The 24,088-nt window shown below is 47.9% G+C and carries 21 protein-coding genes and 1 tRNA gene; 16 read left to right on the top strand and 6 right to left on the bottom strand.

Features of this window, described 5'->3' with window-relative positions:
- Positions 1 to 31 precede the first annotated feature (31 nt).
- Complete coding sequence (locus tag QP938_10315; protein WIO73686.1) at positions 32 to 625, bottom strand: LysE family translocator; 594 nt, start codon at positions 623 to 625, stop codon at positions 32 to 34.
- Positions 626 to 730: 105 nt separating this feature from the next.
- Between QP938_10315 and QP938_10310 the strand changes: the two genes are divergently transcribed.
- Complete coding sequence (locus tag QP938_10310; protein WIO73685.1) at positions 731 to 1,177, top strand: Lrp/AsnC family transcriptional regulator; 447 nt, start codon at positions 731 to 733, stop codon at positions 1,175 to 1,177.
- Positions 1,178 to 1,271: 94 nt separating this feature from the next.
- Here the strand turns inward: QP938_10310 and fabA are convergent, their stop codons facing one another.
- Positions 1,272 to 1,799, bottom strand: a complete 528-nt coding sequence (gene fabA / locus QP938_10305) for a bifunctional 3-hydroxydecanoyl-ACP dehydratase/trans-2-decenoyl-ACP isomerase (protein WIO73684.1) — start codon at positions 1,797 to 1,799, stop codon at positions 1,272 to 1,274.
- A gap of 117 nt (positions 1,800 to 1,916) precedes the next feature.
- Positions 1,917 to 2,003: transfer RNA gene (locus QP938_10300), tRNA-Leu, on the bottom strand.
- A gap of 186 nt (positions 2,004 to 2,189) precedes the next feature.
- Here QP938_10300 and rnr point away from each other — a divergent pair.
- From rnr to QP938_10285, 3 genes are all read left to right on the top strand, one after another.
- Entirely contained in the window at positions 2,190 to 4,706 is a 2,517-nt protein-coding gene (gene rnr / locus QP938_10295) for a ribonuclease R (GenBank protein WIO73683.1), read from the top strand.
- A 180-nt stretch (positions 4,707 to 4,886) separates the two neighbouring features.
- Positions 4,887 to 5,624 carry a 23S rRNA (guanosine(2251)-2'-O)-methyltransferase RlmB gene (gene rlmB / locus QP938_10290; GenBank protein ID WIO73682.1) on the top strand — a complete coding sequence of 246 codons (738 nt, stop codon included), beginning with the start codon at positions 4,887 to 4,889 and terminating at the stop codon, positions 5,622 to 5,624.
- Positions 5,625 to 5,626: 2 nt separating this feature from the next.
- Positions 5,627 to 6,064 (top strand): hypothetical protein, encoded by a 438-nt coding sequence (locus tag QP938_10285; protein WIO73681.1) that lies wholly within the window; start codon positions 5,627 to 5,629, stop codon positions 6,062 to 6,064.
- Positions 6,065 to 6,125: 61 nt separating this feature from the next.
- Here QP938_10285 and QP938_10280 read toward each other — a convergent pair whose 3' ends face one another.
- Entirely contained in the window at positions 6,126 to 6,305 is a 180-nt protein-coding gene (locus QP938_10280) for a DUF3012 domain-containing protein (GenBank protein WIO73680.1), read from the bottom strand.
- A gap of 180 nt (positions 6,306 to 6,485) precedes the next feature.
- On the opposite strand from QP938_10280, the gene QP938_10275 reads away from it, so the two are divergent.
- A complete protein-coding gene (locus QP938_10275; GenBank protein WIO73679.1) occupies positions 6,486 to 8,054 on the top strand; it encodes an MFS transporter in 1,569 nt (522 codons plus the stop codon).
- A 3-nt stretch (positions 8,055 to 8,057) separates the two neighbouring features.
- Here the strand turns inward: QP938_10275 and QP938_10270 are convergent, their stop codons facing one another.
- Positions 8,058 to 8,372 (bottom strand): MGMT family protein, encoded by a 315-nt coding sequence (locus QP938_10270; GenBank protein ID WIO73678.1) that lies wholly within the window; start codon positions 8,370 to 8,372, stop codon positions 8,058 to 8,060.
- A gap of 119 nt (positions 8,373 to 8,491) precedes the next feature.
- Here QP938_10270 and QP938_10265 point away from each other — a divergent pair, with 119 nt between their 5' ends.
- From QP938_10265 to QP938_10250, 4 genes are all read left to right on the top strand, one after another.
- The gene (locus QP938_10265; GenBank protein ID WIO73677.1) at positions 8,492 to 9,850 is read left to right on the top strand and encodes an MFS transporter; all 1,359 of its coding nucleotides are present in this window, start codon (positions 8,492 to 8,494) and stop codon (positions 9,848 to 9,850) included.
- Between the two features lie 140 nt (positions 9,851 to 9,990).
- Complete coding sequence (gene ssb / locus QP938_10260) at positions 9,991 to 10,512, top strand: single-stranded DNA-binding protein (protein WIO73676.1); 522 nt, start codon at positions 9,991 to 9,993, stop codon at positions 10,510 to 10,512.
- Positions 10,513 to 10,600: 88 nt separating this feature from the next.
- Complete coding sequence (locus QP938_10255; protein WIO73675.1) at positions 10,601 to 11,212, top strand: fused MFS/spermidine synthase; 612 nt, start codon at positions 10,601 to 10,603, stop codon at positions 11,210 to 11,212.
- Entirely contained in the window at positions 11,193 to 12,077 is an 885-nt protein-coding gene (locus tag QP938_10250) for a fused MFS/spermidine synthase (GenBank protein WIO73674.1), read from the top strand. Before QP938_10255 ends, QP938_10250 begins: the two co-directional genes overlap by 20 nt.
- Before the next feature lie 21 nt (positions 12,078 to 12,098).
- Here the strand turns inward: QP938_10250 and QP938_10245 are convergent, their stop codons facing one another.
- Positions 12,099 to 12,860, bottom strand: a complete 762-nt coding sequence (locus QP938_10245) for a glutamine amidotransferase (GenBank protein WIO73673.1) — start codon at positions 12,858 to 12,860, stop codon at positions 12,099 to 12,101.
- A gap of 166 nt (positions 12,861 to 13,026) precedes the next feature.
- Here QP938_10245 and QP938_10240 point away from each other — a divergent pair, with 166 nt between their 5' ends.
- The 7 genes from QP938_10240 (at position 13,027) to QP938_10210 (ending at position 23,995) form a co-directional block, all read left to right on the top strand.
- Positions 13,027 to 13,614, top strand: coding sequence for a sigma-70 family RNA polymerase sigma factor (locus tag QP938_10240; GenBank protein WIO73672.1), 588 nt, complete (start codon positions 13,027 to 13,029; stop codon positions 13,612 to 13,614).
- Positions 13,607 to 14,665, top strand: a complete 1,059-nt coding sequence (locus QP938_10235) for a FecR domain-containing protein (GenBank protein ID WIO73671.1) — start codon at positions 13,607 to 13,609, stop codon at positions 14,663 to 14,665. Before QP938_10240 ends, QP938_10235 begins: the two co-directional genes overlap by 8 nt.
- A gap of 158 nt (positions 14,666 to 14,823) precedes the next feature.
- A complete protein-coding gene (locus QP938_10230) occupies positions 14,824 to 17,775 on the top strand; it encodes a TonB-dependent receptor (GenBank protein WIO73670.1) in 2,952 nt (983 codons plus the stop codon).
- 89 nt (positions 17,776 to 17,864) lie between these two features.
- Entirely contained in the window at positions 17,865 to 18,908 is a 1,044-nt protein-coding gene (locus QP938_10225; GenBank protein WIO73669.1) for a thioredoxin family protein, read from the top strand.
- A 291-nt stretch (positions 18,909 to 19,199) separates the two neighbouring features.
- Complete coding sequence (locus tag QP938_10220; GenBank protein WIO73668.1) at positions 19,200 to 19,784, top strand: sigma-70 family RNA polymerase sigma factor; 585 nt, start codon at positions 19,200 to 19,202, stop codon at positions 19,782 to 19,784.
- A complete protein-coding gene (locus QP938_10215) occupies positions 19,781 to 20,833 on the top strand; it encodes a FecR domain-containing protein (GenBank protein WIO73667.1) in 1,053 nt (350 codons plus the stop codon). Before QP938_10220 ends, QP938_10215 begins: the two co-directional genes overlap by 4 nt.
- Before the next feature lie 132 nt (positions 20,834 to 20,965).
- Complete coding sequence (locus QP938_10210; GenBank protein WIO73666.1) at positions 20,966 to 23,995, top strand: TonB-dependent receptor; 3,030 nt, start codon at positions 20,966 to 20,968, stop codon at positions 23,993 to 23,995.
- Positions 23,996 to 24,088: the final 93 nt, after the last annotated feature.

Here is a 24,088-nt window from a genome sequence, read left to right as displayed (position 1 = left end):
ACTGCCAATCTGTAAATGAAGCTGGTAATTCTTAAAGTACAACCGGATACAGAGATAGCACTAACAATATCGCCATTGAGGCATTAAACGCACGCAGTCGTTTGGTGTTTGTGAGCAGTCTTCGCAGGTGCAGGCCCATAACTGTCCATACACTAACGGAAGGCAGGTTGACCAGGCCGAAAACCAGAGCCACCAAACTTACTGCATAGAGTGATTTTGATGGTGCATATATGCTGATTGCAGTAATAGCCATCATCCATGCTTTGGGATTTACCCACTGAAATAATGCGGCTTGCATAAAGGTCAGTGGAGTAGCGTCACTTTTTGTCTCATCTGACGGAGGTGCTGATGTGGCGATTTTGAATGCCAGAAAGAGCAAATAAGTAATGCTGACTATCTTGAGAATAAAGTAGCTTGCTGGCAGCAAGTCGAAGATTTGCACGACACCAATCCCGACCAGAACCACCATAATGGTAAAGCCGATAGCCACTCCCAGCATATGCGGCGTGGTCCTCCTGAAGCCAAAATTCACTCCGGAAGTCATCAGCATAATGTTGTTGGGGCCCGGTGTTATAGAAGATACCAAGGCAAATGCTGCCAGCGCGGCAAGGGTCTCCAGGTTCATCGCTTTACTCCAGATAGTGCAGGAAGCTATGAGGGTACAATAATCGACTTTTAAAACAATTACCTTGCGTGTATTGTGTAAATTGATACTGAGGCACAATAAAATATGAAAAACGATCGTTATAATGCAAGAATATTGTCTGAGCTTGAAAAAGATGGCCGTATTTCCAATGCTGACCTTGCTGAAAAGATCGGCTTGTCAGCTTCAGCTTGCTTGCGGCGTGTGCAGGATCTGGAGAAAGAAGGGATTATCAAAGGCTATAAAGCGGTATTTGATCGTCGCAAACTTGGAGTGGGATTTACTGCCATTGTGACAGTTGGACTTTCTGTTCACACCAAAGAAGCCCAACATGCCTTCGAGGTTGCTATCTCCGACTCAAGTGTAGTGAGGGAGTGTCATAACGTTACAGGTTCTTTCGAGTATATGCTGCGCGTGGAAACCCAGGATTTAATGACATATAAATCTTTTCACACTGACCTGCTCGGTAATATTCCAAACGTGGCAACGATATCAACCCACGTGGTGATGGAGTCTGTTAAAGATCGAGAGTAGTTGCGGTATCTAAAGGCATCACAGGCGCATATACCATTATGTATCGACACTGTTGGTTAAAAGTCAGAATCTTCAAAATATGAAGAAGACGGACTTAAAAGTCAGCCGTAGATGTAAACAGTCCAACCCGCAAATCCTTGGCGGTATAAATTTCTTTACCGTCCACCAACATTCTTCCATCAGCAATACCCAATACCAGCTTGCGTTCAATCACTCGCTTAAAGTTGATTTCGTAGGTGACTTTTTTTGCAGTTGGTAATACTTGGCCTGTGAATTTCAGTTCACCCGTTCCCAGCGCGCGACCATGGCCGTGATTGCCTTTCCACAGTAAGAAGAAGCCGGTCAGTTGCCACAGTGCGTCCAACCCCAGACAACCTGGCATTACCGGATCATCTTTGAAATGGCAGCCAAAAAACCACAGGTCCGGAGTGATATCCAGCTCTGCCACCAATCGGCCCTTGCCAAATTCGCCACCATCGGCGGTGATGCTGGTGATGCGATCCAGCATCAGCATATTGCCTTGGGGCAGTTTGCCGTCTTCGGGATTAAATAGTCGCCCTTCGCCGCAGGCGATCAGGTCTTCTTTACTGTAGCTGTTTTGGCTTTGGGGCTGGAAGGTCATATGGGGTACTCTCGACAGGCATGTGCCGTGTGTGTTGGATCATAATGACCGAGTATAAGATGTCGGCCGTGAGTAGGCATAAAAAAACCGAGTCGTTTGACTCGGTTTTTTTGAATATGGTGCCCAGGAGAGGACTTGAACCTCCACGGCCGTGAAGCCACTAGCACCTGAAGCTAGCGTGTCTACCAATTTCACCACCTGGGCAGTTGTGAAACGTCGCTGCGTCTCAGCGAGGTGCGCACTTTACTGATCTGGTTTTGGGTTGTCAACGCCAAATTTGAAAAAAATTGGATGTTTGTCATATTCGATGGGCTACAATGCACATCAAAAGGCGTAGGGGTTAATAACAGCCCCTAACTGCCCGAAATTCCTACGGAAAGTGAGTAACAATTGAGCAAAAAAAAACCAGGTTCAGACCCCCACGCCGCTCGTGAAGCCGAGCGCTACGAAAACCCCATTCCCAGTCGCGAGTTTATTCTCGACTATCTGCACGACAGCATAGGTCCAATGACCCATCCTGAGTTGTGTAGAGCGCTCAAGTTGCGTGATGACGAGTCTGTTGAGGCGTTGCGCCGCCGGCTGATTGCCATGTGCCGCGATGGTCAGCTGGTCAGCAATCGTCGCGATGCTTTTGGTCCGCTGGACAAGATGAACCTGATCAAGGGCAAGGTGATCGGTCACCCGGAAGGGTTTGGCTTTGTGAAACCCGACGCCGGAGGTGATGACCTGTTCCTGTCCAGCCACCAGATGCGTCGAGTGATGGATGGCGACCGAGTGCTGGTGCGAGTATCCGGTTATGACCGTCGCGGTCGCCGCGAGGGTTCGATTGTTGAGGTGGTGGAACGCGGCAGCACTGAACTGGTCGGGCGACTGTTCTATGAGAGTGGAGCCTATTTTGTCCGTCCGGAAAATCCGCGCATCACTCAGGATGTATTGATCCCCCCCGGCGACCTGAACGGTGCCAAAGAGGGGCAGGTGGTGGTGGCTGAAATGACCACAGCTCCGAGCCGTCATACCCTCCCTGTAGGGCGCATTGCGGAAGTACTGGGCGAGCATCTCGATCCGGGAATGGAAATCGATATCGCCATTCGCAACCATGGCATCCCCCACGAGTGGCCAGAGGCTGTGCTCACTCAGGCAGCGAAGATTCCCGATGAAGTAACCGAAGCCGATAAAGCCAATAGGGTAGATTTACGCGACCTGCCTTTTGTCACCATCGATGGTGAAGATGCCCGCGATTTTGATGATGCTGTGTACTGCAAACCGGGCCTGCGAGGAAACAGAACGCTCTATGTGGCTATTGCAGATGTATCCCATTATGTACCGGTGGGTACGCCTCTGGACCAGGAAGGCTGGCGGCGAGGCAACTCGGTTTATTTTCCCGAGCATGTGGTACCAATGCTGCCGGAGAAGCTGTCCAATGGGCTTTGCTCGCTGAATCCCAGCGTGGATCGATTGGCTATGGTCTGTGAAATGAAGATCAACGCCGAAGGCGAAGTGCTGGACTACAAATTCTTTGAAGGGGTAATTCACTCCCACGCACGACTCACCTACACCCAGGTGGCGCAGATGATTGCCCAGCGCAGCGAATCGGACAGTCCGGTTCGCGAGCGATTCAAGAGTGTGGTGAAGCACATTGACCAGCTCTATGCACTGTTTCAGGTGCTGCTGGCCGCGCGCAATCGTCGTGGTGCCATCGACTTTGATACTACCGAAACCCGCATCCTCTTCAATGCCGATCGCAAGATTTCCCAGATCGTGCCGACCGAGCGCACAGATGCGCACAGGCTGATTGAGGAATGCATGTTGAGTGCCAACGTCTGTGCTGCGAATCTGCTGGAAAAGAGTGGATTGCCAGCGCTGTACCGTGTGCACGACTCTCCCAAGGAAGAGAAGGTAATTGCGCTGCGTGAATTTCTCGGTGAGCTGAGTTTGGGGCTTGGCGGTGGTGGTGATCCCACGCCAAAAGATATGCAGCGGGTGCTGGCTCAGATTGGTGATCGTCCCGACAAGAACATGATTCAGACGGTAATGTTGCGATCGATGAATCAGGCGGTGTACGACCCGGAAAATATCGGTCACTTCGGCCTCAATTACGAAGCATACACCCACTTCACGTCGCCGATTCGTCGCTACCCGGACCTGTTGGTGCATCGCGCCATTCGCAGCCTGATACGCGGTAAAAAGCGGGTCGCCGGGCTGAAGCGTGTTAAAGGTGCACCATCACTTACTCAGGAACAGATCTACCCCTATAACATGCAAGCGATGTTTGAGGCGGGTGAACACTGCTCACTGACCGAGCGTCGTGCCGACGATGCGACCCGCGAGGTAGTGAGCTGGCTCAAGTGCGAGTACCTCCAGGAGCACGTTGGCGATGAAATGGAAGGAGTGGTCAGTGCGGTAACTAACTTTGGCCTGTTTGTGGAGCTGACAGATATTTATATCGAGGGGCTGGTACACATTACCAACCTGCCACAGGACTACTACAACCATGATCCTTCCCATCATCGGTTGATTGGTGAGCGTACCAGACGAGTATTCCGGTTGGGCGATCGCCTGAAAGTGCGGGTGGTACGGGTGGATCTCGACACTCGCAAAATTGACTTCGAGATGGCTGGTAGTCGCCCGATAGCGGAGGAAGACAGGCCAGTTAAAGTTTCTGCAAAGGCCAAAATGATGGCGGAGATGCACGAAGAACAGCGCCAGAGAAAGCGCGGCCGCGGTAAAACTGGTCCACGCAGGGGAAGTAGCGAGAAAAGAGGCACTGAGGCTAAAAGCGGTGAATCCAGAAGCAGTGAACCCAAAGGCAGTGAACCGAAAAAGCGCGGCGACAGCAAAAAGACCCGTGGCAAGCGCAAGGTTGTGAAAAAGAAAGTGGCTGCAAGGCGGACGAAGAAAGGGCGTTGATCTGGTAGTCCGCTCTTTCCCTGGCCTGACAGGTCACTCCTCATAATACTGACAAATCGTCGCGACCTGTCAGGCCAGGGAAAGAGCTACTTTGATTCTCACTGGATCACCCCTCTTTGGTAGAATCCCAAGTCATTAACGCAGGGTGCGCCATGCGCACCGCCCAAACTGGAAAAGTGTGTGAATAGCAAAGAATGGCAATATGGCTTGCATGCGGTGCAGGCTCTGTTAAAAACAAGCCCAGATCGGGTATTGGAGCTGCGGTTACAGCGCGGTCGCGATGACGAACGCATCAAGAAAATTGTCCAGATGGCGGAGCGTCATGGCACGCCGCTGGTTTGGGTGAATCGCAAGGAGATGGACAAGGTCGCTGAAGGTCGTCACCAGGGAGTGATGGCATTATGTACCGGCGGTGAAGTTCGCGATGAAAACTACCTTATGCAGCTGGTTGACAAGCTGTATCACCCCCCATTCTTGCTGGTACTGGATGGTGTTACTGACCCGCACAATCTCGGTGCAGTGCTGCGCTCTGCCGATGCGGCCGGAGTGGATGCGGTAATTGCTCCCAAGGATCGCTCAGTCGGCATTACGCCAACAGTTAGTAAAGTGGCCTGTGGCGCGGCGGAATCGATGCCGTTTGTGGTGGTCACCAATCTTGCTCGTACCCTGAAAGAGCTTCAGGAGAAAGGTATCTGGATAGTTGGAACCGCTGGCGAAGCCGAACAGATGGTTTACGATGCTGACCTGAAAGGTCCATTGGCGCTGGTTATGGGGGCTGAGGAGAAGGGCATGCGTCGCTTGACTCGTGAGCACTGCGATATGCTGGTTAAGTTGCCAATGGCGGGATCGGTAAGCAGCTTGAATGTGTCGGTGGCAACCGGTGTTTGTCTGTTTGAAGCGGTACGGCAAAGAAGGTAGTTATGATTGTGAGCAATAAATTTCGGGCATTGAAAGATGTCTTCAAACTGACTGCTCCGATACCCAAGGAATTTCAGCGCCGCCCTGTAGTTTTAAAAGTAATGGAGTTCTCTCTGTTTCTGATCGGGCTTGTTGCAATAGCAGCCATCATTTATTCGTTGGTTAGTCAGGAATTTTCGGTGGCGGTGCTGCCGTGGGCGGGAGTTATAGTGTCTGCGTTTATTGGGGCATGGCACTTTGCTATGGACAGCCACTTGTACCGAATTTTTGCACGAATCAGCGCATTGATGTTGGCGCTGAGTCCAGCAGTACTGCCTGAACAGACTGATCACTATATTGTGAAGGGAATGGCGTTATACCTGATCGTACTCTGTGTTTTGGATTTGGTTATGCCCACTTGCCGGCAATATTATCTTTGGGCCAAAGGTCTGAAGAAGTAATAACAACCGGCACCTGCATTACAGGTGCCGACAACTCTACCTGATTAACTCTGCCTGATTATTAATCTTCGTCGTCGCTGCGAAACAGGCAGTGCTTGGTGTAGTCCGCCATCTCGTTGGCAGTCCAGTCACCTTTCGGTTTCTTCTCCATCTTTTCACACCAGGCCTTGCTGCCAACTTCCGGGCTACAGGCGCTCAGGCAGCCAATCATGGCGAGGCCGATTAAAATTCTTGCGAACATACTTCTCTCCTGTCATGTTTGAATACTGCATCAAGTTTGCCCTTGTGAAATGTACGGTGCAAGCGCGACGTTCAGTGATATGTCAAAAATTGATGGTCTTATTGAGTCTGTTTGTGAATCACTGCATAGTGTTGTGATTGAAAAGGGCGAAGCCCTATATTGACGTTATTTTGGAAGCATATGGAATCCGTACAAAAAAAATTATCCTGGAGTGAAGCATCTCGCAGTTATCTAAAGCCGCAAGTGCTAAGGATGCTCTTTCTGGGGTTTTCGGCAGGACTGCCGCTCGCGCTTATTTTTGGAACGTTGTCATTATGGCTTAATGAGGCGGGAGTCGATAAATCAACAGTTACCTTCTTCAGTTGGGCAGCGTTAGGGTATTCCTTCAAGTTTATCTGGGCACCACTTGTCGATAAGTTACCGTTGCCGTTTGTGACTCGAGCTCTGGGCAGGCGTAGAGGTTGGTTGCTATTTGCTCAGCTCGGGATTATCTCGGCGATCTGCATAATGGCAAACATCAATCCCGGTACTGGTGAGGAAATTCACTTAACAATGATCGCTATGGGCGCTGTAATGTTGGGCTTTTCCAGTGCGACTCAAGACATTGTTATTGATGCCTATCGGATTGAAACCGGAACCGTAAAGCTTCAGCCAATGATGTCTTCCATGTATATGGCCGGTTATCGTGTTGGAATGATTGTTGCCGGTGCGGGTGCTCTGTATCTAGCCAGTTACTGGGGGTCAACTGCAGATGCATATCAATATAACGCCTGGCGTAACACCTATCTGACTATGGCGGCTTGTGCATTAGTGGGTGTAGTGACCACATTGGTGATTCGCGAGCCAGACAAAATAGTTACTGAGTCACACTACACCAATCAGGATTACTTAAGGTTTTTCGCACTCTTTCTTTTTGCTGCAATAGCATTTGTATTGTTTTTTTTGAAGACGTCCTCAATTTCACAAGAGGCAACTAGTACCTTATCGGCGTGGTTTGCCAACGATGTTTTGGCCTCGGTAGTTGTTGAGGGGATACGTTTAATCTGCGCTGGAACAGTTGCATTGGTTATTACCTGGCTACTGTTAAAAGCTGGTGCGGCAAATAAGGAGATGGTGAAAGAGGCATACATTGCGCCCATCACAGACTTCTTTAATCGTTATAGCCTGAAAACCGCTGTGATTTTATTGCTGCTGATCGGGTTCTATAGAATCTCTGACATTGTGATGGGAGTAATAGCCAACATTTTTTATCAGGATATGGGCTACAGTAAAGTTGAAATTGCCAATGCCTCAAAAGCCTTTGGTTTTTTGATGATTATTGTTGGTGGATTCTTGGGTGGGGTGCTGGCGTTACGTATCGGTGTGATGAGATTGTTGTTTGTGGGGGCGCTCCTTGCTTCGGCAACAAATGTATTGTTTATGCTGTTGGCAGAAGCCGGTTACAGCCCCTGGATGCTCTACTTTGTCATTGCTGCCGATAATCTTTCTGGTGGTATTGCATTGTCGGCATTTATTGCCTTTTTGTCCGGTTTAACCAGTGTGTCATTCACAGCGATGCAATACGCGATTTTTAGCTCGCTGATGACATTGTTACCCAAAATATTGGGCGGTTACTCCGGAGCTATTTCAACTGTAGTTGGCTACTCCAACTTCTTTATGATTACAGCCTTGTTGGGACTGCCGGTTCTTCTGCTGGTGTGGTTGGCAAGTCGCCATCTGTCTATAGATGGAAGAATAAAGGAAGAGTAGCCATTACGGCTGCCATTGATAAATTCTCAAATTCACTTTATCTCCAGAAAACAGTACGCCTTCTGAAAGTAGTAGCCCCCTTTGCTTTGTGTGGCCGGGATGCTCTGAGGGGAAGCTGATTTTGCCTGCGGCATTGATAACCCGATGCCAGGGCAGGGTTGAGTCGTTGGGGAGTTTTTTCAGGGTAGTCCCCACAAGGCGGGCGGCTCGAGGCAGGCCGGCAAGTTCGGCGACCTGACCATAAGTCGCTACTTTGCCAGTGGGGATCGATCTTAATACCGCGTAAATTCGCTGTTGGGGAGTCGCTAACTGTTCCATGTCAGGAAGAATACCCGTTCCCGGGAGTCTGCCCAACCCTGCCACCCTTCGCTACTGATGAACCATGCACATTTCTGCTAGAATCCCGCGCTTTACCAATAACCACAGAGATCGTCAGGTTGAGAAACACCAACTCCTTCAGTCCCCTTGAGCGCCGTGCCGTGGCTTCCATTGCCGGCTTGTATGGTTTGCGCATGCTGGGGCTCTTTATGGTGTTGCCGGTTCTGGCGCTTTTTATTGAGGATTACAGTGGCGCCACACCAATGTTGCTGGGGGTGGCGATTGGGGTTTACGGGTTAACCCAGGCGCTGCTGCAAATTCCCCTGGGGTTAATGTCTGACCGTATCGGCCGCAAGCCGGTGATTCTGGCCGGGTTGCTGATTTTTATTTTAGGTAGTGTGGTTGCCGCACTGGCCGAGTCAGTTTCGGGAATTATTATCGGCCGTGCCCTGCAGGGAGCTGGAGCCATTGCCAGTACATTGATGGCGTTGGTGGCAGATGTAACCAGTGAGCAGAACCGCACCAAGGCGATGGCCAGCATCGGTGGCAGTATCGGATTTGCCTTTTTACTCGCCATGATTGCCGGGCCGGTAATCAGTGGCTTCTTTGGTCTCTCCGGGGTGTTTTGGACGACAGCCTTGTTGGGCGGGCTGGGTTTTCTCTGGGCGTGGATCAAGGTTCAGGCACCGCCGGTAGTCGGTGCTGTAAATCGCGAAACCCAAACCGTGCCAGCGATGCTGGGCGAAACCCTCAAGGATGGCCGATTGCTGCGGCTTGATGTGGGAATCGGCCTGCTGCACCTGATTCTGATGGCCTCGTTTGTGGCGGTGCCAACCATTCTGGAAAGCCAGCTTGGTTTTGCCCGCGCCAGCCACTGGTGGATATACCTGCTGTTGTTGGGGGGATCATTTCTAGCCATGATTCCGGCCATTATCGTTGCCGAGAAAGGCGGCAAAATGAAGCCTGTATTCCTGGGCGCTATTGCACTGGCTGCGCTGTCGCTGGCTGGTTTTTCTCAAGGGTTTGAATCGGTAGTACCAGCACTGGCGTTATTGTTCACCTTCTTTATGGCATTTAACCTGCTGGAGGCATCGCTGCCTTCACTGGTCAGTAAAACCGCTCCTGCGGGTACGCGCGGCACGGCTATGGGGGTGTACTCCACCAGCCAGTTTTTAGGCACCTTTATGGGCGGTATCCTGGGTGGCTGGCTGATTCAACAGGTTGGAGTGGAAGGGCTGTTCCTGGCACTGTCCGGGCTGGCCGCTGTCTGGTGGCTGCTGGCCAGCACCATGGAGTCACCTCGCACACTGTCCGGGGTGGTGCTTAAGTACCAAGACGGAGATGGCTACCTTCTTGAGCTGGAAGCACTTCCCGGCGTAGAGCAGGTAGTAATGGCTCCTGAAGAGCAGCGTGTGTACGCTAAAATCGATAAAAAAGAGGTGGATTGGGAGCGTCTGCAACCTTACCTCTGGCACTAAAAACCTGTTTGCCGAGCTACCCCGTCTGGCATACACTAGCCTGCTCAATGCACGGAAACTGAACGCACATGCACCGCGTCCCAGAACGACACCGCATTGCACACATATAACAGGTCAATATCACGTAGGAGTAACATCTCATGGCAAGGGGCATTAACAAAGTTATTTTGGTCGGCAACTGCGGCCAGGACCCGGAAACCCGCTATCTTCCATCCGGCGGCGCCGTCACCAATGTCAGCATTGCCACCTCGGAAACCTGGAAAGACAAGCAGACTGGTCAACCTCAAGAGCGTACCGAATGGCACCGTGTTGTGTTCTTCAATCGTCTCGGTGAGATCGCTGGTGAGTACCTCAAGAAAGGCAGCAAGGTTTATGTAGAAGGCTCTCTGCGTACCCGCAAATGGCAGGGACAGGACGGTCAGGATCGTTACACCACGGAAATCGTTGCCAGCGAGATGCAAATGCTGGATAGCCGCGCCGGTGATCAGGGTGGTTACGGTGGTCAACAGCAGCAGTATCAGCAACCGCAGCAACAGCAACAGCAACAGCCACAACAACAGTATCAGCAACCACAGCAGCAGGCGCCTCAGCAGCAGCCTCAGTCAGCACCACAACCGGCAGCAGGTGGCTTTGATAACTTTGATGACGATATTCCGTTCTAATCGTCAGCTAAAGTATAGATAAATATCGAAAAGGCTCTGTCATACGGCAGAGCCTTTTTTTATCCGACAAAACTCAAAGGAAAACGTAATGAGAACACCGTTGTTATTACTGATGTCGTTTGCCATGGGGTTTGCCATTATGAGTACCGAGTTACTCGGTGGACGGATTCTGGCTCCCAGCTTCGGTTCCAGTATTTATGTCTGGGGTAGCATCATAACGGTGTATATGTTGGCTTTGTCACTGGGGTATTTACTGGGTGGCCATTGGTCACTGAAGAATCCCTGTTTCAAAAAATTTGGAGTACTGTTCCTGGTCGCTGGGTTATCGCTGTTCCATATTGTGCTTCTGGACAGCGGAACCATGGAAATGGTGTTCCTGAATGTAGAAGACCCCCGTGGTGGAGCGTTATTGGCCTCGCTTCTATTGTTTATGCTGCCCACGGTAATTATGGGGATGGCAGCTCCTTATGCCGTAAGGTTACTAGTAGAGTCTCGCGAGAGTAGTGGCCGAGCTGCTGGGTTTTTGTATTTTGTTTCCACACTTGGCAGTGCGGCGGGAACCATTCTCACCTCTTTTTACCTGGTGGCCTGGATGGAAATTGATCAAATTATCTGGTGTAACAGTGCGATGCTGATCTCGCTGGGAGTGATCTCACTGCTTCAGAAGGGGGAGGTAAACAATGCGCTTGTTGCTGATTAGCCTGTGGTTACTTATTTGGTCAGTAGACGCGGCTGCAGAAGTTATTCATCAGGAAAAATCCCTGTATCGCAATCTTTTTGTCGAAGAGGTTGAGGGAATACGCTGCCTGAAGTTTCGCTCCCGTGGAGGACGTGAAAGCAATCAATCCTGCATTGTTCTTGAACATCCGGATCTATTGGCCCTGAACTACACCAGGATGGCGATGGGCGGATTATTTCTAAATCCGCAGCCAAAAAAGGTTCTGGTTATTGGTCTGGGCGGAGGTATTCTACCGCGAACTTTGCGAGATATTTTTCCGAACACAAAAGTCACCTCCGTGGAAATTGATCCGGCGGTTGTGAAGGTTGCAGAGAAATACTTTCATTTTAACAGTGATGAAAACAATATTGTCGTTACCCAGGATGCGCGTGTATTTGTGAAGCGGGCCGGCCTTCAAAATAAAAAGTTCGATTTCATCATTCTCGACGCTTTTAACGGAGACTATATTCCTGGTCATTTAATGACACTGGAGTTTTTTCAGGAGTTGAGAAAAATCCTGACTCCGCAAGGGGTGCTGCTGGCAAATACATTTAGCCGAAGTGAATTAATCGATAGTGAGGCAGCAACCTACCATGCTGCATTTGGGCATTTTTATCTGTTGACCCAATCAGGTTTGGGTAACCGGATTTTAATGATGAGCAATGGAGACCTGCCAAGTAAAACCGATATGTATCGCAATATGGTTGAACTGGCTCCAATGTTGGAAAAATATGGTGTTGAATCCGCCAAATTATTTAACGGCATTAACAAAAAACCAGACTGGGATAAATCCGCCAAAGTGCTGACCGATCAATACTCACCCGTGAATATATTGAATGGAAGATAGCCTCAATTACAAAATGAGAAGTTATTTAGTTAGATCCGTCAGATCCTGGTTGCAATAACGCGCTACAAACCGTTTCAGTATTTCTTGCGCAAAGGGCGTTTTCGCTTTGCGAACTTTCTCGATCAGCTCCTGAGCCTCATGTGGCTCAAAATATCCATGATGCTTATAGATATGGATGCGTGTGATAAAGCCATCAGGGTCCCCTTCCGGGTGGAACTGGGTGGCGTAAACATTGCTGCCAACACGAAACATCTGTACCGGACAGGCCTCGCCTTTCATAAGAAGAGTCGCCCCTTCCGGGGTAACTTCACAGGCTTCTTTGTGGCCGAGCAATACTGCTACTTCATCTGGAAACCCTGCCAGTAACGGGTCTAGTTTGCCTTCATCTGTTAATTTCAGGGAAACGCAGCTTACTGGTTCCTTGTAGCGATTGGTAATAGGGGTTCCCAGGTAAAGGCCAAGCAAGCCGTTACCGGAGCAGGCGCCAAGAAAGGGGAAATCGCGGGTTACTACCTGATCCAGTAATTTTAGAAAGTCCTGTTCAACTTTGATTTGAATATCTGACTTCTCCTGCAAAGGCGTGGAGATATCATAGGGGCTACCACCAACAATCACCGCACAGTAGTCATCAAGATCCAGCCAATCCGGAATCCCTGTGCTTTCAATGCGAAGCCGCTGAACAGCCTGCCTTGGCAAACCGCCATATTTCAGTATTGCTTCGAACTCACTGTCAGAAGTTTGCTGTTCCGGGCGGAGCTGGAGAATAAGTAGGGGTTTGCTCATGGTGACTGAGGTTTATCATTGTTAATGAGTTCAGTGTAGCAAGTTTCCTTTCTGATCTTTTAACTAATTGAAATATATGAAATAAAATTATTCATGAGCCCAATTGAGGGTTTCCATGGTTACCTTCGTATATAACTATAGGGAGGAACCAGATATCGGCACATCAATGAAAAAGCACGGCCCAAACGTTGTCGATTTTCATAATCGCAACACCAGCGCCCGTGATCGCATCCTGAAGAGGCTGTTTGACGATCATGCCGGTTCGCTTCGGGCATTTGTCCGACGGCGCACCCGCAGCCGTGTAGATACCGAAGATGTGGTTCAGGAGGTATTCTCCCGGCTGGCCAATATGGATGGTCTTGAAGAGCGTATACAGGGCTCAGGCAGAAACTATCTGTTCACGATGGCTAACAATTACATCGTAGACCTTGAACGCAAAGAAACGCTCCAGCGAGGCTATGATGAGGAGCAGAGCCACAGAAGTGATGGCTTAGTTAACGAAGCTGGGCCGGAACGGGTTGTAATTGCAGAACGAGAGATGGCTTCGCTTAAATTAGCAATCCAAAAATTGAAGCCTTCATGGAGAAGGGCTTTTGTGCTGAACCGTTTCCACTTTATGAGTTACAAACAGGTTTCTGAAAAAATGGGTATTACCAGCAAGCAAGCTGAAAACTACATTTTGAGAGCATTAGCGCAACTTCGTGATGTGCAGAAATCAGAGATTAAGTCCATGGAGGGTAACTCAAATGACTAATGTGAATGTCGAAGAAATGAGAGCACAAGCCCTAAAGTCTGTAGCAGACCTTCACAGCGATAATATCTCTGTTTCAGGAGAGAAAAGTTTAGAGTCTGAACGTGACAACCCTGAATTTGAAAAGGAATTTGTAGCGCTTAATCATCTTCTGGCGGATGTCGATGAGCTGCGGCATGATGCTGATATCCAGGCTTTAATGGATGATGCCCTGATTGACCCCCCTGACAGTAAAGCAGTTGTGGCTGGGCGCTGGTTTAAATGGTCCATAGCCGCGTCACTGTTGTTGTCTCTGTTTGTAGGCAGTTATCTCTATTTTGTACCTGAGCTCGTACTCGAAGACAGCTTGTCACGCTATGTAAGCAGGGTGGGAGAGCAAAAAACCATTACTTTGGAAGATGGCAGTATTATCACCATGAATACAGGCACATTGCTGCTGGCAGATGCCACTGGTAATGAGCGAAGGGTGATACTTGAACGTGGTGAAGCTTATTTTGATATTGAGTCTGATCCCAACAGGCCATTCAAGGTTTCTCTGGGCGACAAATCGGTCACGGTATTGGGTACAGAGTTTAATATCCAGCGTGACCTTGATGGGTTTGAGCTTGCAGTCACTGAAGGTGAGGTTGTAGTACACAATACGAATGATGTTGCATTATCAGAAGCTAATCCATTAGTGCTATCGACCGATTCTGTACAGAGCATTCCTGCCGATAATCAAGCCCGTGTCAGGGCAGGGTGGCAATTAACTTATAGTGATACCTCAAACCAGTTTTTGGCAGAAACACCGGAAGATATCAATCTGAGTCATCAATGGCGAACCGGAATGCTGAAGTTCTCAAAAGTGCCACTTTATGAAGTGGTAAAAGAATTGAATCGTTACAGCGGCCGGAAAATTCTAATCGAAGACAAGGGAATTATGGATCTGGAAATCTATGCAGCTCTTCGTGTAGATCGAATTGAATCTGCTCTGATGGGGTTGGAGCAAGGAAACCCCATCAAGTTGAAAAAATATTTTGACCGTATTGTAGTGGTTGGTTCTGATAAGGATTAACCAGCGACTATAATTCAAGAGTAGAATTAAATAGAGATTTCAGATAAGGAGAAAATATTCAAAACAACTGAGGGAATGTTGGTTGGGTTTCGTATATCCAGTGAGGGCAACAGAAAAATACGCTCCGGAACCAAGTCAATATTCAACGAGGTGGGTACATGAAGACAGTTCTTCAAAAACTGAAAAAGCAGAAACTGGCAATCGCCGTTTCTTCTGTACTGGTAATGTCCGCTTCCTCTGCACTTCTGGCAGATGAAGAATCAAAAATTCAAATAAATATCAAGGCTGAACAGGCCGATAAGGTACTTTTCAAGCTGGCTGAGCTGTCTGGGACCCAAATAGTTTTTGATAATCAAACACAAAAAAATGTAAAGCTGCCAGCACTCAACGGTGATTTCACCCTGGATTCAGCACTGACAGAGCTGTTGAAAAATACTGGCTTGACATACGAATTCATATCCGAAGATATGGTGATGATTCGTACTGAAAGTCACGCAGAGCCAGAGGCTAAAAAAGAAGTTGAAGAAATAGTTATTACTGGCTCACGTCTGAAGGGCGTAGCGGCAACAGGTAGCCCCGTTCTGACAATTACCAGTGACGATATCAAACGTCAGGGCTTTGGATCCATTGAAGATATCATGCGATCCCTGACCCAGAACTTCAGTGACGTCAATGCCGCGTCTACGCTGGATGAAGGCATTAGCAGCCCTGGTGCGCAGGGGCATTCGGCCCCCAACTTGCGTGGGCTTGGTAGCGCTAGCACGCTGGTTTTGGTGAATGGCCGGCGTTGGCCTCAGTCCTCTTACTTTCAGAACGGTACCGTTAACCTGAATGGCATACCATTCAACGCCATAGACCGGGTAGATATCCTGAGTGATGGCGCATCCGCTATTTATGGTTCCGATGCGCAGGCCGGCGTGATCAATATTATCCTCAGAAAAGATTACAGTGGCGGTGAAACCGGCATTCGTTACGAGACCAGCCGGTACGACGCTAAAAAGCTTACTCTGGATCAAACCCTGGGGTTTAATTGGGAAGGCGGAAACGCGACGTTGAATATAGCTTATACCGAGACGGATCCTGTAGATTCCCGCGCTGCTGGCAGGACGACACTGGATTTTAGATCTATGGGGGGGAGTGATCGTCGTGCAACGGACGTTGGTCGTCCGGGTCTTGTGTACAATAGTGCATCCAGATTCGCAACGCTACTGGGTTCCCTGCCACAAGGTGATGATGGTACCGGTGGGATCAATGGTAACCTTTCACCAGCCAATGTGCTTCCCTATGATTATGTTGCTGAAGGTGAAGGCGGAGATGGCACATCCACTCAAGAGCAGAAATCGGCTTATTTCACCATTAACCAGGAGTTGTTTGACGGTTTTAGTCTGTTTGCTGAATACAGTTATAACCGTAATGAAACTTTAAGCCAGCTCACCACATCAACGATAAAGTTCACCAAACAGGCGGTTCCAACAACCAACCCGTACAATGATACTGGCAGCACCGTTTACGCCAGTTATGCATTCTCGCCAGAAGAAGTTGCCCAGTTGGGTGACGGCAGATTCAATAGTGATCAGACAGCGGTCTCCTACACTCTGGGTTTTGATGCGGAGTTGCCCTTTAAAGACTGGACCATGAATTTTTCCATGGGGAAAAGTGATGAAAAGTCACAATTTAAGGTTTTACAGATTGATAAAGACCTTTTACTAGAGCGTCTCGCTGGAGTAGATGGTGACAGCAATCCTCTGCCTATTGAGCAAATAATTAATCCATTTGGAGATGGAAGCGCTCAAAGTCCGGAAGCCCTGCAAGGGTTGCTGGCATATGATGCTACTGGCGCAGTGCCATCGTCCGTTACCCTTTCTGACTTGCGCGACTATTCAGTGTCTTTTCAAGGTGGTTTGTTTGAACTGCCCACCGGTGAGGTCAGAACGGTGGTGGGGGCTGAATACCGAAAAGAGGGACTCGATCACTCTAAAGGTTATGCCCGCAGTGGACTGCTTGTGGACAAAACGGATCGAGATGTTAAGTCGTATTTTACTGAGCTATCAGTGCCGCTGATTCGTGAGATGCCAGGTGTTCACTCCCTTGACTTGAAATATGCCCTGCGACGGGACGAGTACACGGTTAGTGGCCCTTTTGAGGGATCTGGCACGTCTGTTGAGAAGGAGTTCAGCAGTACCTCTCCGAAATTGGAATTGGCTTGGTACCCGATCGACACCCTTAAGCTGCGAGCAGCTAAAGGTGAGTCGTTCAGAGCACCCACTTTGACGGATTTATTTGGCAGGCAGGACATTTTTGCATTTGGCATCTTCTCGTTTATCGATCCTAATAGGCCGGACTTGGGATTACAGCGTCCACCTACAGTACTTGGCGGTAATCCGGACTTGAAGCCGGAGCTTTCCGATAACGTTTCTTATGGATTTGATTGGAATCCTGATGGCGCTCTGGAAGGACTATCTGTCTCTGTTACAAAAGCCAATATCGAAATTAGTGATTTGATTGCGGACGGACTCCAGGCTTTCTTTAGCGATCGAAATGGAGTGCTGGCATTGCCGGGCGTCCTTTCGTATAACCCCGATGGTTCAGCCAGTCAGCTTAACCTTTATTCGGTCAATGTCTCAAAACGTTACAGTGAGTCTGTTGATACGCGAGTTAGCTATGATTTCGATTCTGATTACGGCTCATTCAGAGTGGGCTTGAATGCCACCTACACGGGCAAGCTCAATGATCAGTTTACTCCCAACTCTGCGCAGGTTAAAAAAGATAATACGGATGTCGGTATTGACAGGTGGAAAGCGCGCGGAGAAATCAGTTGGTTTAAAGATGATATCAACCTTAATCTGGTCGCTAATTATTCCAGCAGTTATTCGCCAACAGGTGTGGCAGACACTTATCAGGATTTGGTAGAGCACTATATTACCTATGACCTGACTGGTTCTTACGCGGTGGAGGAGTCAGGGTGGAAGTTTAATGGTGGAGTTCTCAATGTTCTCAATCAGGATTTCCCTTTCTATGACGGCTTAAGCTACCCATGGGATACCCGTCGAGTGGATACTCGCGGACGGACTATTTTCCTGGAGGTAAATAAATCCTACGACCTTTACTAAACCCGAAGGTGTTGCCCCGCCATTAGGCGGGGCTTTTTTACATCCCTGTAACGGTTTTCACTGAATTTATATGTATTGAGGAATATCCTGTGTTGAACTCTCTATCGAAAGTTTTGGTATCTGTATGTTTGGTTGCTTTTTTTAGCTCTGCATTGGCTGAGAAGGGCGAACAGTGGCTGGATGATATGGATCAAGCACAAAAAGTTGCAAAAGAAGAAGGAAAGAACATCTTCATGTACTTCACTGGTTCTGACTGGTGTGGCTGGTGTATCAAACTGGATAAAGAGGTTTTATCGAAACAGGAGTTCCTGGATTATGCAAAAGGGAATTTTGTACTGGTATATCTGGATTTCCCTATGGATGAAGATGTCATCACTGAAGAGCAGCACGCTCACAACGAGAAGTGGAAAGAAGTATTCAAGCCGCGAGGATATCCTGCTATTTATCTAACCGACGCTTCTGTTAACCCTTTTGCTGTTACTGGTTATCAAAAGGGTGGGGCAGAAGCCTATGTTGATCACTTGAAAAAAATTGTCGATGAAAGAGACGAAAGGGCGAAATTGAAGGGAGAGATTGATAAGGCAGTCGGGATAGAGCGTGCCAGATTGTTGGATCAATTGTTCAACACTGAGGGTGCAGTTATTGAGGACAGGGTAGGGATGGCTAAAGAGATTATTACTCTTTCAGAAGGTAATGACTCAGAACTGTACAATAAATATCGCAATATTCGGGGTAATGAAACTTTAATGGTTGTGTCTGGACAAGCCCAGAAGATGGAACCTGAGCAAGCGTTGGAAAAACTGCTGTCCACTTTTGAGGAATTTAGTTACATAACTGAAGGTAAAATAATGGAAAGATTTGTGAGTAGTTCTATTGTCAGTGGATTTACAAGATCTGGGAAGCTGGATGATGGCATTGCATTCTTGAGTAAAGTGTCTTCCGATGGTAGGTACTCTATTGTAACCCGTCAAAAGTTCAAAGTGGCTCAGGGATTCATGGTTGCTGAAAATGGTGATATTGAATCAGCCAAACTGATTATCAAAAATGCAATTAGTATGGCCCCTCAAACAGAGCTGGCAGGAAATAAAGATCTGATTCTGGAAAAAGTAGAGTCAATGGGTAGCAATCGATAGAGGGGGTTAGAGAGTTATTAAGGACGATTGCTTCAATCGTCCTTTTTGTTAGCAATTTCCTCCGCTCGTGAGCTATAGCACAGCATGAAATAGTAGCTATTGTTTGCTTGACCATAATCTTCTTCTCAGTCACTGCATTGAAAGATATGCACCGGACTTGCCATATCGTGACCATCTTTGTTACTTTGGTCTCAATGTTTCACTAATTTGAACTATCCTTTCTAAACCCACTTAGGGTTTTGACCTCCTCAGCCGTGTACCTGGATGTACCCCAAAAAGTTTGTTTAATGAATGACCGACAAAAAGCCCAAGGTTGTTAATCTGGCGTCTCATCGCGGGACTGTCAGCCAACAAGTTCTTGCACGCGTGTTTGACGAGCACGGGAGGGCTTTGCGCACCTTTATTCGTCGGCGCATTGGCCCTCAGGAGGAGCCGGAGGACGTGATTCAGGAGGTATTTGCCCGAATCGCCAAGCTGGAAGACTTGGAGGCCAGAATGAGCAATACCCAAGGCAGCGTGCGCTCTTATCTGTTCACTACAGCCAATAACCTGATAGTGGATATAGAGAGACACAAGGAACACGAGAGACGGTATTCGGTAGAGCAGTTTCCACTTGAGAAGGAGAAGGTTGTCGAGGTAACACCCGAGAGCATTCTGGAGTCTGAGCAAGAGTTGGAGTATCTCAAGAGTGTAATTGCAGAAATGCGACCCCATTGGCGCAAAGTGTTTTTGCTTCATAGATTCAAAAATATGAGTTATCGACAAATTGCTGACTCTATGAATTTAAATGTAAAGCAAGTAGAAAATTATATGGCGCAGGCGATGTCGCGCATACGTGAAGCAGGAAGGAAGCTCAGGGAAGGAGGTACGCAATGAGCATCAAATCGAATACAGACAGGGCTACTACTCGCCGCTCTTCCGAGAGTCTGGTTGGTGTTTATTCAGGTGTGCTAACAGCTTCTGAAGAGTCAAAACTTAGGGAATGGCGTGAACAGGATACCGAGTTTAATCAGGCTTTTGACGATACCAATTATGCGTTGGCAAAAATGCAGGGGCTTGAAAACGATCCGGATATCCTGGAGATGATGGATGAGCCACTTGAGGATGAAACGAGCGGTGGGATCACCAGGTATTTACGTCCACTACCAATTGCTGCCACGTTATTAATGGCTGCTGCAGTTACCTTGATGCTGGATTGGCGCCCTGAGGTTTCTGATCAAAATGTTGTTTTGCGTTATGTGACACGGGTTGGTGAACAAAAGCAAGTCGAACTGAAAGACGGCAGTACAGTACAAATGAATACCGGTACCCTAATGCTGGTCGATATTAACGATGGTCAGCGCAGGGTTATCCTCGAAAGGGGAGAGGCAATTTTTGATGTTGCAAAAGATCCTTTACGCCCCTTCAGTGTAGAGTTGGGTAGCAAAACAGTTGAGGTGTTGGGAACCAGATTTAACGTATATAAAAGTCCTGAAAGCTACCAGCTGGCTGTAATGGAGGGCTTGGTGTCTTTTCAGGATGATGGTCAAAAAGCGTCAGCTATGGCAACCCAGCTGGAACCAGAAATTGGAAGCCAGATGGATTTGCCTGTAGATAGACAGTACCGAGTTGGTGCAGGCGTAGTGGTAGATTACGATCTTTTATCGGACAAAATGCGCGGTTCAGCACCGGTTTCCATTGATGAGTATCAGGGGTGGACCACAGGGTTTGTGCAGTTTGATGATGATCCTCTTTTTGAAGTGGCCAAAGAACTCAATCGCTATTCTGCCAAGAAAGTTCTGATTGAGGATGAATCCATACTTGATTTAAAAATTCTGGCGTCAGTAAAAACCACAGAGATAGATGCGGCACTTGAAAGTCTTGAACAGGCTTACCCAATCAGGGTGATTCGTCATTTTGATAGCTATGTGATTAAAGGCAAATAGGACAAAAAGCGTTGTTGTTTTGAAATTATATTAATTTCAATTCAGGGTTTTTCGATATTTATCCGTGAACCATGAGTAGACATCCGCGATTTCACAAGGATGCGTTTTAAACAACTCATACGAGGTGGGTAAATGAAAAATCTAACAACAGGTTTAAAAAGAACTCGACTGGTGGCAGCTATCACAGCAGGTTTGGTGATCTCTTCTGTCAGTGCTTTTGCTTCAGATCCGCAGAATAAAGTCGAAATTAATCTTGATGCCCAAAAAGTGGGCACCGCTTTACTCAAACTCTCCAAACAATCCGGTTACCAGATAATTTTGGCTGATGGTGTAAGTCGTGACATTGATGTGCCCGCACTAAGTGGTGAGTACAGATTGTCTGATGCCCTGAATGGCATTTTAAAAGGCACGGGCCTGACCTACGAGTACATGTCAGAAGACATGGTGATGATTCGCGCTGACGACCCTGCCGAAGCAGAGCGGGCCGAAGCCAAAGATGTAGTAGAAGAAGTAGTGGTGACAGGATCCAGACTGCGCAATGTAAGCCCGACCCAGCCAACTACCGTTATTACCATGGATCAAATCAAGGCGCAGGGCATCAATAGCGTTGAAGATATTGTTCGCAGCCTTCCGCAAAACTATTCTGATGTTACTTTGACCTCAGCATTAGATAACAGCTCCTCCGTAGGTACCTTGGGTAGAGCTGCTGCCAACCTTCGCGGATTAGGGACGGATGGAACTCTGGTGTTGGTGAACGGGCGCCGTGTGGCTGGAAGCACCGCATTCAGCGGTTCTACTGTAAACCTTAATACCATTCCCTTCGCTGCAATTGATCGTGTTGAGGTAGTAACCGATGGTGCATCTGCCATTTATGGTGCTGATGCTGTTGCAGGCGTGATCAATTTTATTCTTCGTAAGGGATATGATGCTGAAGAAGTAACATCCGTACGTTATGAGGCTGCACGTAATGGTGGCGATAAATTGCGCTTTGAGCAGTCCTTTGGATTTTCCTGGGGCAGCGGAAATATGGCGGGTGCAGCTTCTTATGAAGAAATTAAGCCAGTAATCAATAAGAAAGTAGGTTGGACAACTTCTGACTTCAGGAGTCAAGGTGGCAATGATTGGCGGTCACAAGATCGGTTTAGTTGGCCTGGTGCCATTAACGGGCCGATAGGCTTGGTTGACTATAATGAACTCTATCCCTTCTATCCGCCTGGCTTGTACTTCTTTGAAGGTCCTGGCCCAGTTTTAGGTGGTATTGATCCTAATCGTGATTCCACCCAGCCTCTGACGTTGGACGAAATCAGTATGGATTATCTGGAGCCATATAGTCCTATCGATGAGCATGCTTCTGATTCCAGAAACGCATTATCGGTTAGTTTTCGAGTAGATCAGGATATTACCGAAACTGTATCGGGTTATATGGAATTAAATTATGGTCGCAATAAAAGCGATGCATTCAGGGGGGCGTTAGGCGAAACTATTGAGGTACCTGAAACAAACCCGTTTAATGGAACCGGTGACTCTCTGGTTGTGCAGTATGTATTTGATGGTGAGTCCGAGCTCGGGATGCTGCCGTATTCGACAGTTACTACAGATTCAAAGAATATCGGTGCGGTATTGGGATTTGATGCGGAGTTGCCGTTCTCGAACTGGAAGGCGGAAGGTTATGTTAACCACAGTATAGAATCCTCCTATACAAGGGCTTTTGATGGCCTCAATGATGACTTGCTGGCACAGGCCGTAGCTGATACCAACCCTGATACTGCGTTCAATCCGTTTGGAGATGGCAGTACACAAAATTCGGAAACTATTTCTTCTCTCTATTTCGTGGCGAATGATGAATACGCCAAGCCAACCATTACAGATGGTGAGGCTACACAGGTTAACCTGAGCGCTAACGGCGATTTATTTGCTTTGCCCGGCGGCGATGTGTCCGCTGTAATTGGTATTGACTGGCGCAAGGAATCTCGTGAATACGATGGATATATAGGCACTCAGTTGCTTACAAGAAACCCTGAACGTGACACTGAAGCGGTATTTACAGAGATAAATATTCCGGTTATTGGTGCTGATAATAGACTTCCACTGGTAGAGTCCTTTGAAATTCGAGCAGCCGCCCGTTGGGAAGAGTACAGTATCACAGGTCCCTTTGATGGAGATGAGGCACCTGAACGGGAAGTTACCTATACAAATACGTCACCATCATATGGATTCGCCTGGCATCTCACACCGGAATTTAAAATTCGCGCAAACAAGGGTGAATCATTCAAAGTTCCAAGGTTGGATAATTTGTTCACTTTCCCAGTTGATCCATACATAGTTGGCTATATTGCCAGTACGATCAACTCCCAAGGGATTACAACGGATCCAGTATCGGGATTACCTATTGTTGAAAGACCCTTCGGATCAGCGGGTAACCCATATGTAAGGCCAGAATTATCTGATAACACCTCCTACGGTTTTGACTGGACGCCATCTGGCATGCTGGAGGGGCTTACCTTCTCTGCAAGTTATGTTGAGATTGAAACCAGGGACGTTATTAACAGTTCTTTTAGTTTGTTGAGTCGAGACGCTTACCTGTATCTGACGACTCCTGGTAGTGTGGATCGCGATCCTGATACCGGTGAAATTACCACTTATCGCTCAAGACCTGTTAATTTTGCTTTTGAGGGGGTCAAGGCGGTTGATGTCAATGTCAGTTATATCTTTGACAATGATTGGGGAAGTTTTGAATACGGATTTGCGGGTACATATACCAAAGAACAATATACCCAGTTCTTGGAGACTCTTCCTCGAGAGTATAGAGATAACGACTTGCGAGGCCCGGATCGGGTGAAGTTCCGACAGTGGTTGGCATGGAATAATGGTAGTTACGGAAGTACTTTGACTATGAATTATTCTGACTCTTATGGTTACCAACCAGAAGTACCATTTGGTGATCCGCAGCGTGATCGTACAAGTGTGGAGGAATATGTCACTTTTGATTGGACAGGCCACTATAAGATGGATAATGGTTTGAAGTTCACCGGTGGTATTCGAAATGTATTGAACGAGAGTTTCCCGTTCATTATGAACAGAACGCCATTCGATCCAAGAAGAGTTGATATCAAGGGAAGAACAATGTTCCTTGAAGTAACGAAAAACTTTGACCTGATTTAATCGTCAGGAATAGAAGGTAAAAAAATGGGGTATACATGGACTGTATGCCCCATTTTTTATAGGAAAATCTAATTGATGTCCGTCCGGAAACAG

The sequence above is a fragment of the Porticoccaceae bacterium LTM1 genome (genome assembly GCA_030252795.1).
GTDB lineage: Bacteria > Pseudomonadota > Gammaproteobacteria > Pseudomonadales > Porticoccaceae > SCSIO-12696.
Note: the sequence above shows the minus strand (reverse complement) of the source record. Positions and strands in the feature narration are given on the sequence as shown.

Excerpts from the sequence above, each read along its gene's own strand:
- QP938_10255 (WIO73675.1), top strand. The coding sequence starts at position 10,601 with ATGAGAACACCGTTGTTATTACTGATGTCGTTTGCCATGGGGTTTGCC.
- QP938_10315 (WIO73686.1), bottom strand. The coding sequence starts at position 625 with ATGAACCTGGAGACCCTTGCCGCGCTGGCAGCATTTGCCTTGGTATCT.
- QP938_10230 (WIO73670.1), top strand. The coding sequence starts at position 14,824 with ATGAAGACAGTTCTTCAAAAACTGAAAAAGCAGAAACTGGCAATCGCC.
- ssb (WIO73676.1), top strand. The coding sequence starts at position 9,991 with ATGGCAAGGGGCATTAACAAAGTTATTTTGGTCGGCAACTGCGGCCAG.
- QP938_10280 (WIO73680.1), bottom strand. The coding sequence starts at position 6,305 with ATGTTCGCAAGAATTTTAATCGGCCTCGCCATGATTGGCTGCCTGAGC.
- QP938_10210 (WIO73666.1), top strand. The coding sequence starts at position 20,966 with ATGAAAAATCTAACAACAGGTTTAAAAAGAACTCGACTGGTGGCAGCT.
- fabA (WIO73684.1), bottom strand. The coding sequence starts at position 1,799 with ATGACCTTCCAGCCCCAAAGCCAAAACAGCTACAGTAAAGAAGACCTG.
- QP938_10275 (WIO73679.1), top strand. The coding sequence starts at position 6,486 with ATGGAATCCGTACAAAAAAAATTATCCTGGAGTGAAGCATCTCGCAGT.
- QP938_10270 (WIO73678.1), bottom strand. The coding sequence starts at position 8,372 with ATGGAACAGTTAGCGACTCCCCAACAGCGAATTTACGCGGTATTAAGA.
- QP938_10245 (WIO73673.1), bottom strand. The coding sequence starts at position 12,860 with ATGAGCAAACCCCTACTTATTCTCCAGCTCCGCCCGGAACAGCAAACT.
- QP938_10285 (WIO73681.1), top strand. The coding sequence starts at position 5,627 with ATGATTGTGAGCAATAAATTTCGGGCATTGAAAGATGTCTTCAAACTG.
- QP938_10220 (WIO73668.1), top strand. The coding sequence starts at position 19,200 with ATGACCGACAAAAAGCCCAAGGTTGTTAATCTGGCGTCTCATCGCGGG.
- QP938_10240 (WIO73672.1), top strand. The coding sequence starts at position 13,027 with ATGAAAAAGCACGGCCCAAACGTTGTCGATTTTCATAATCGCAACACC.
- QP938_10215 (WIO73667.1), top strand. The coding sequence starts at position 19,781 with ATGAGCATCAAATCGAATACAGACAGGGCTACTACTCGCCGCTCTTCC.
- QP938_10235 (WIO73671.1), top strand. The coding sequence starts at position 13,607 with ATGACTAATGTGAATGTCGAAGAAATGAGAGCACAAGCCCTAAAGTCT.
- QP938_10310 (WIO73685.1), top strand. The coding sequence starts at position 731 with ATGAAAAACGATCGTTATAATGCAAGAATATTGTCTGAGCTTGAAAAA.
- QP938_10250 (WIO73674.1), top strand. The coding sequence starts at position 11,193 with ATGCGCTTGTTGCTGATTAGCCTGTGGTTACTTATTTGGTCAGTAGAC.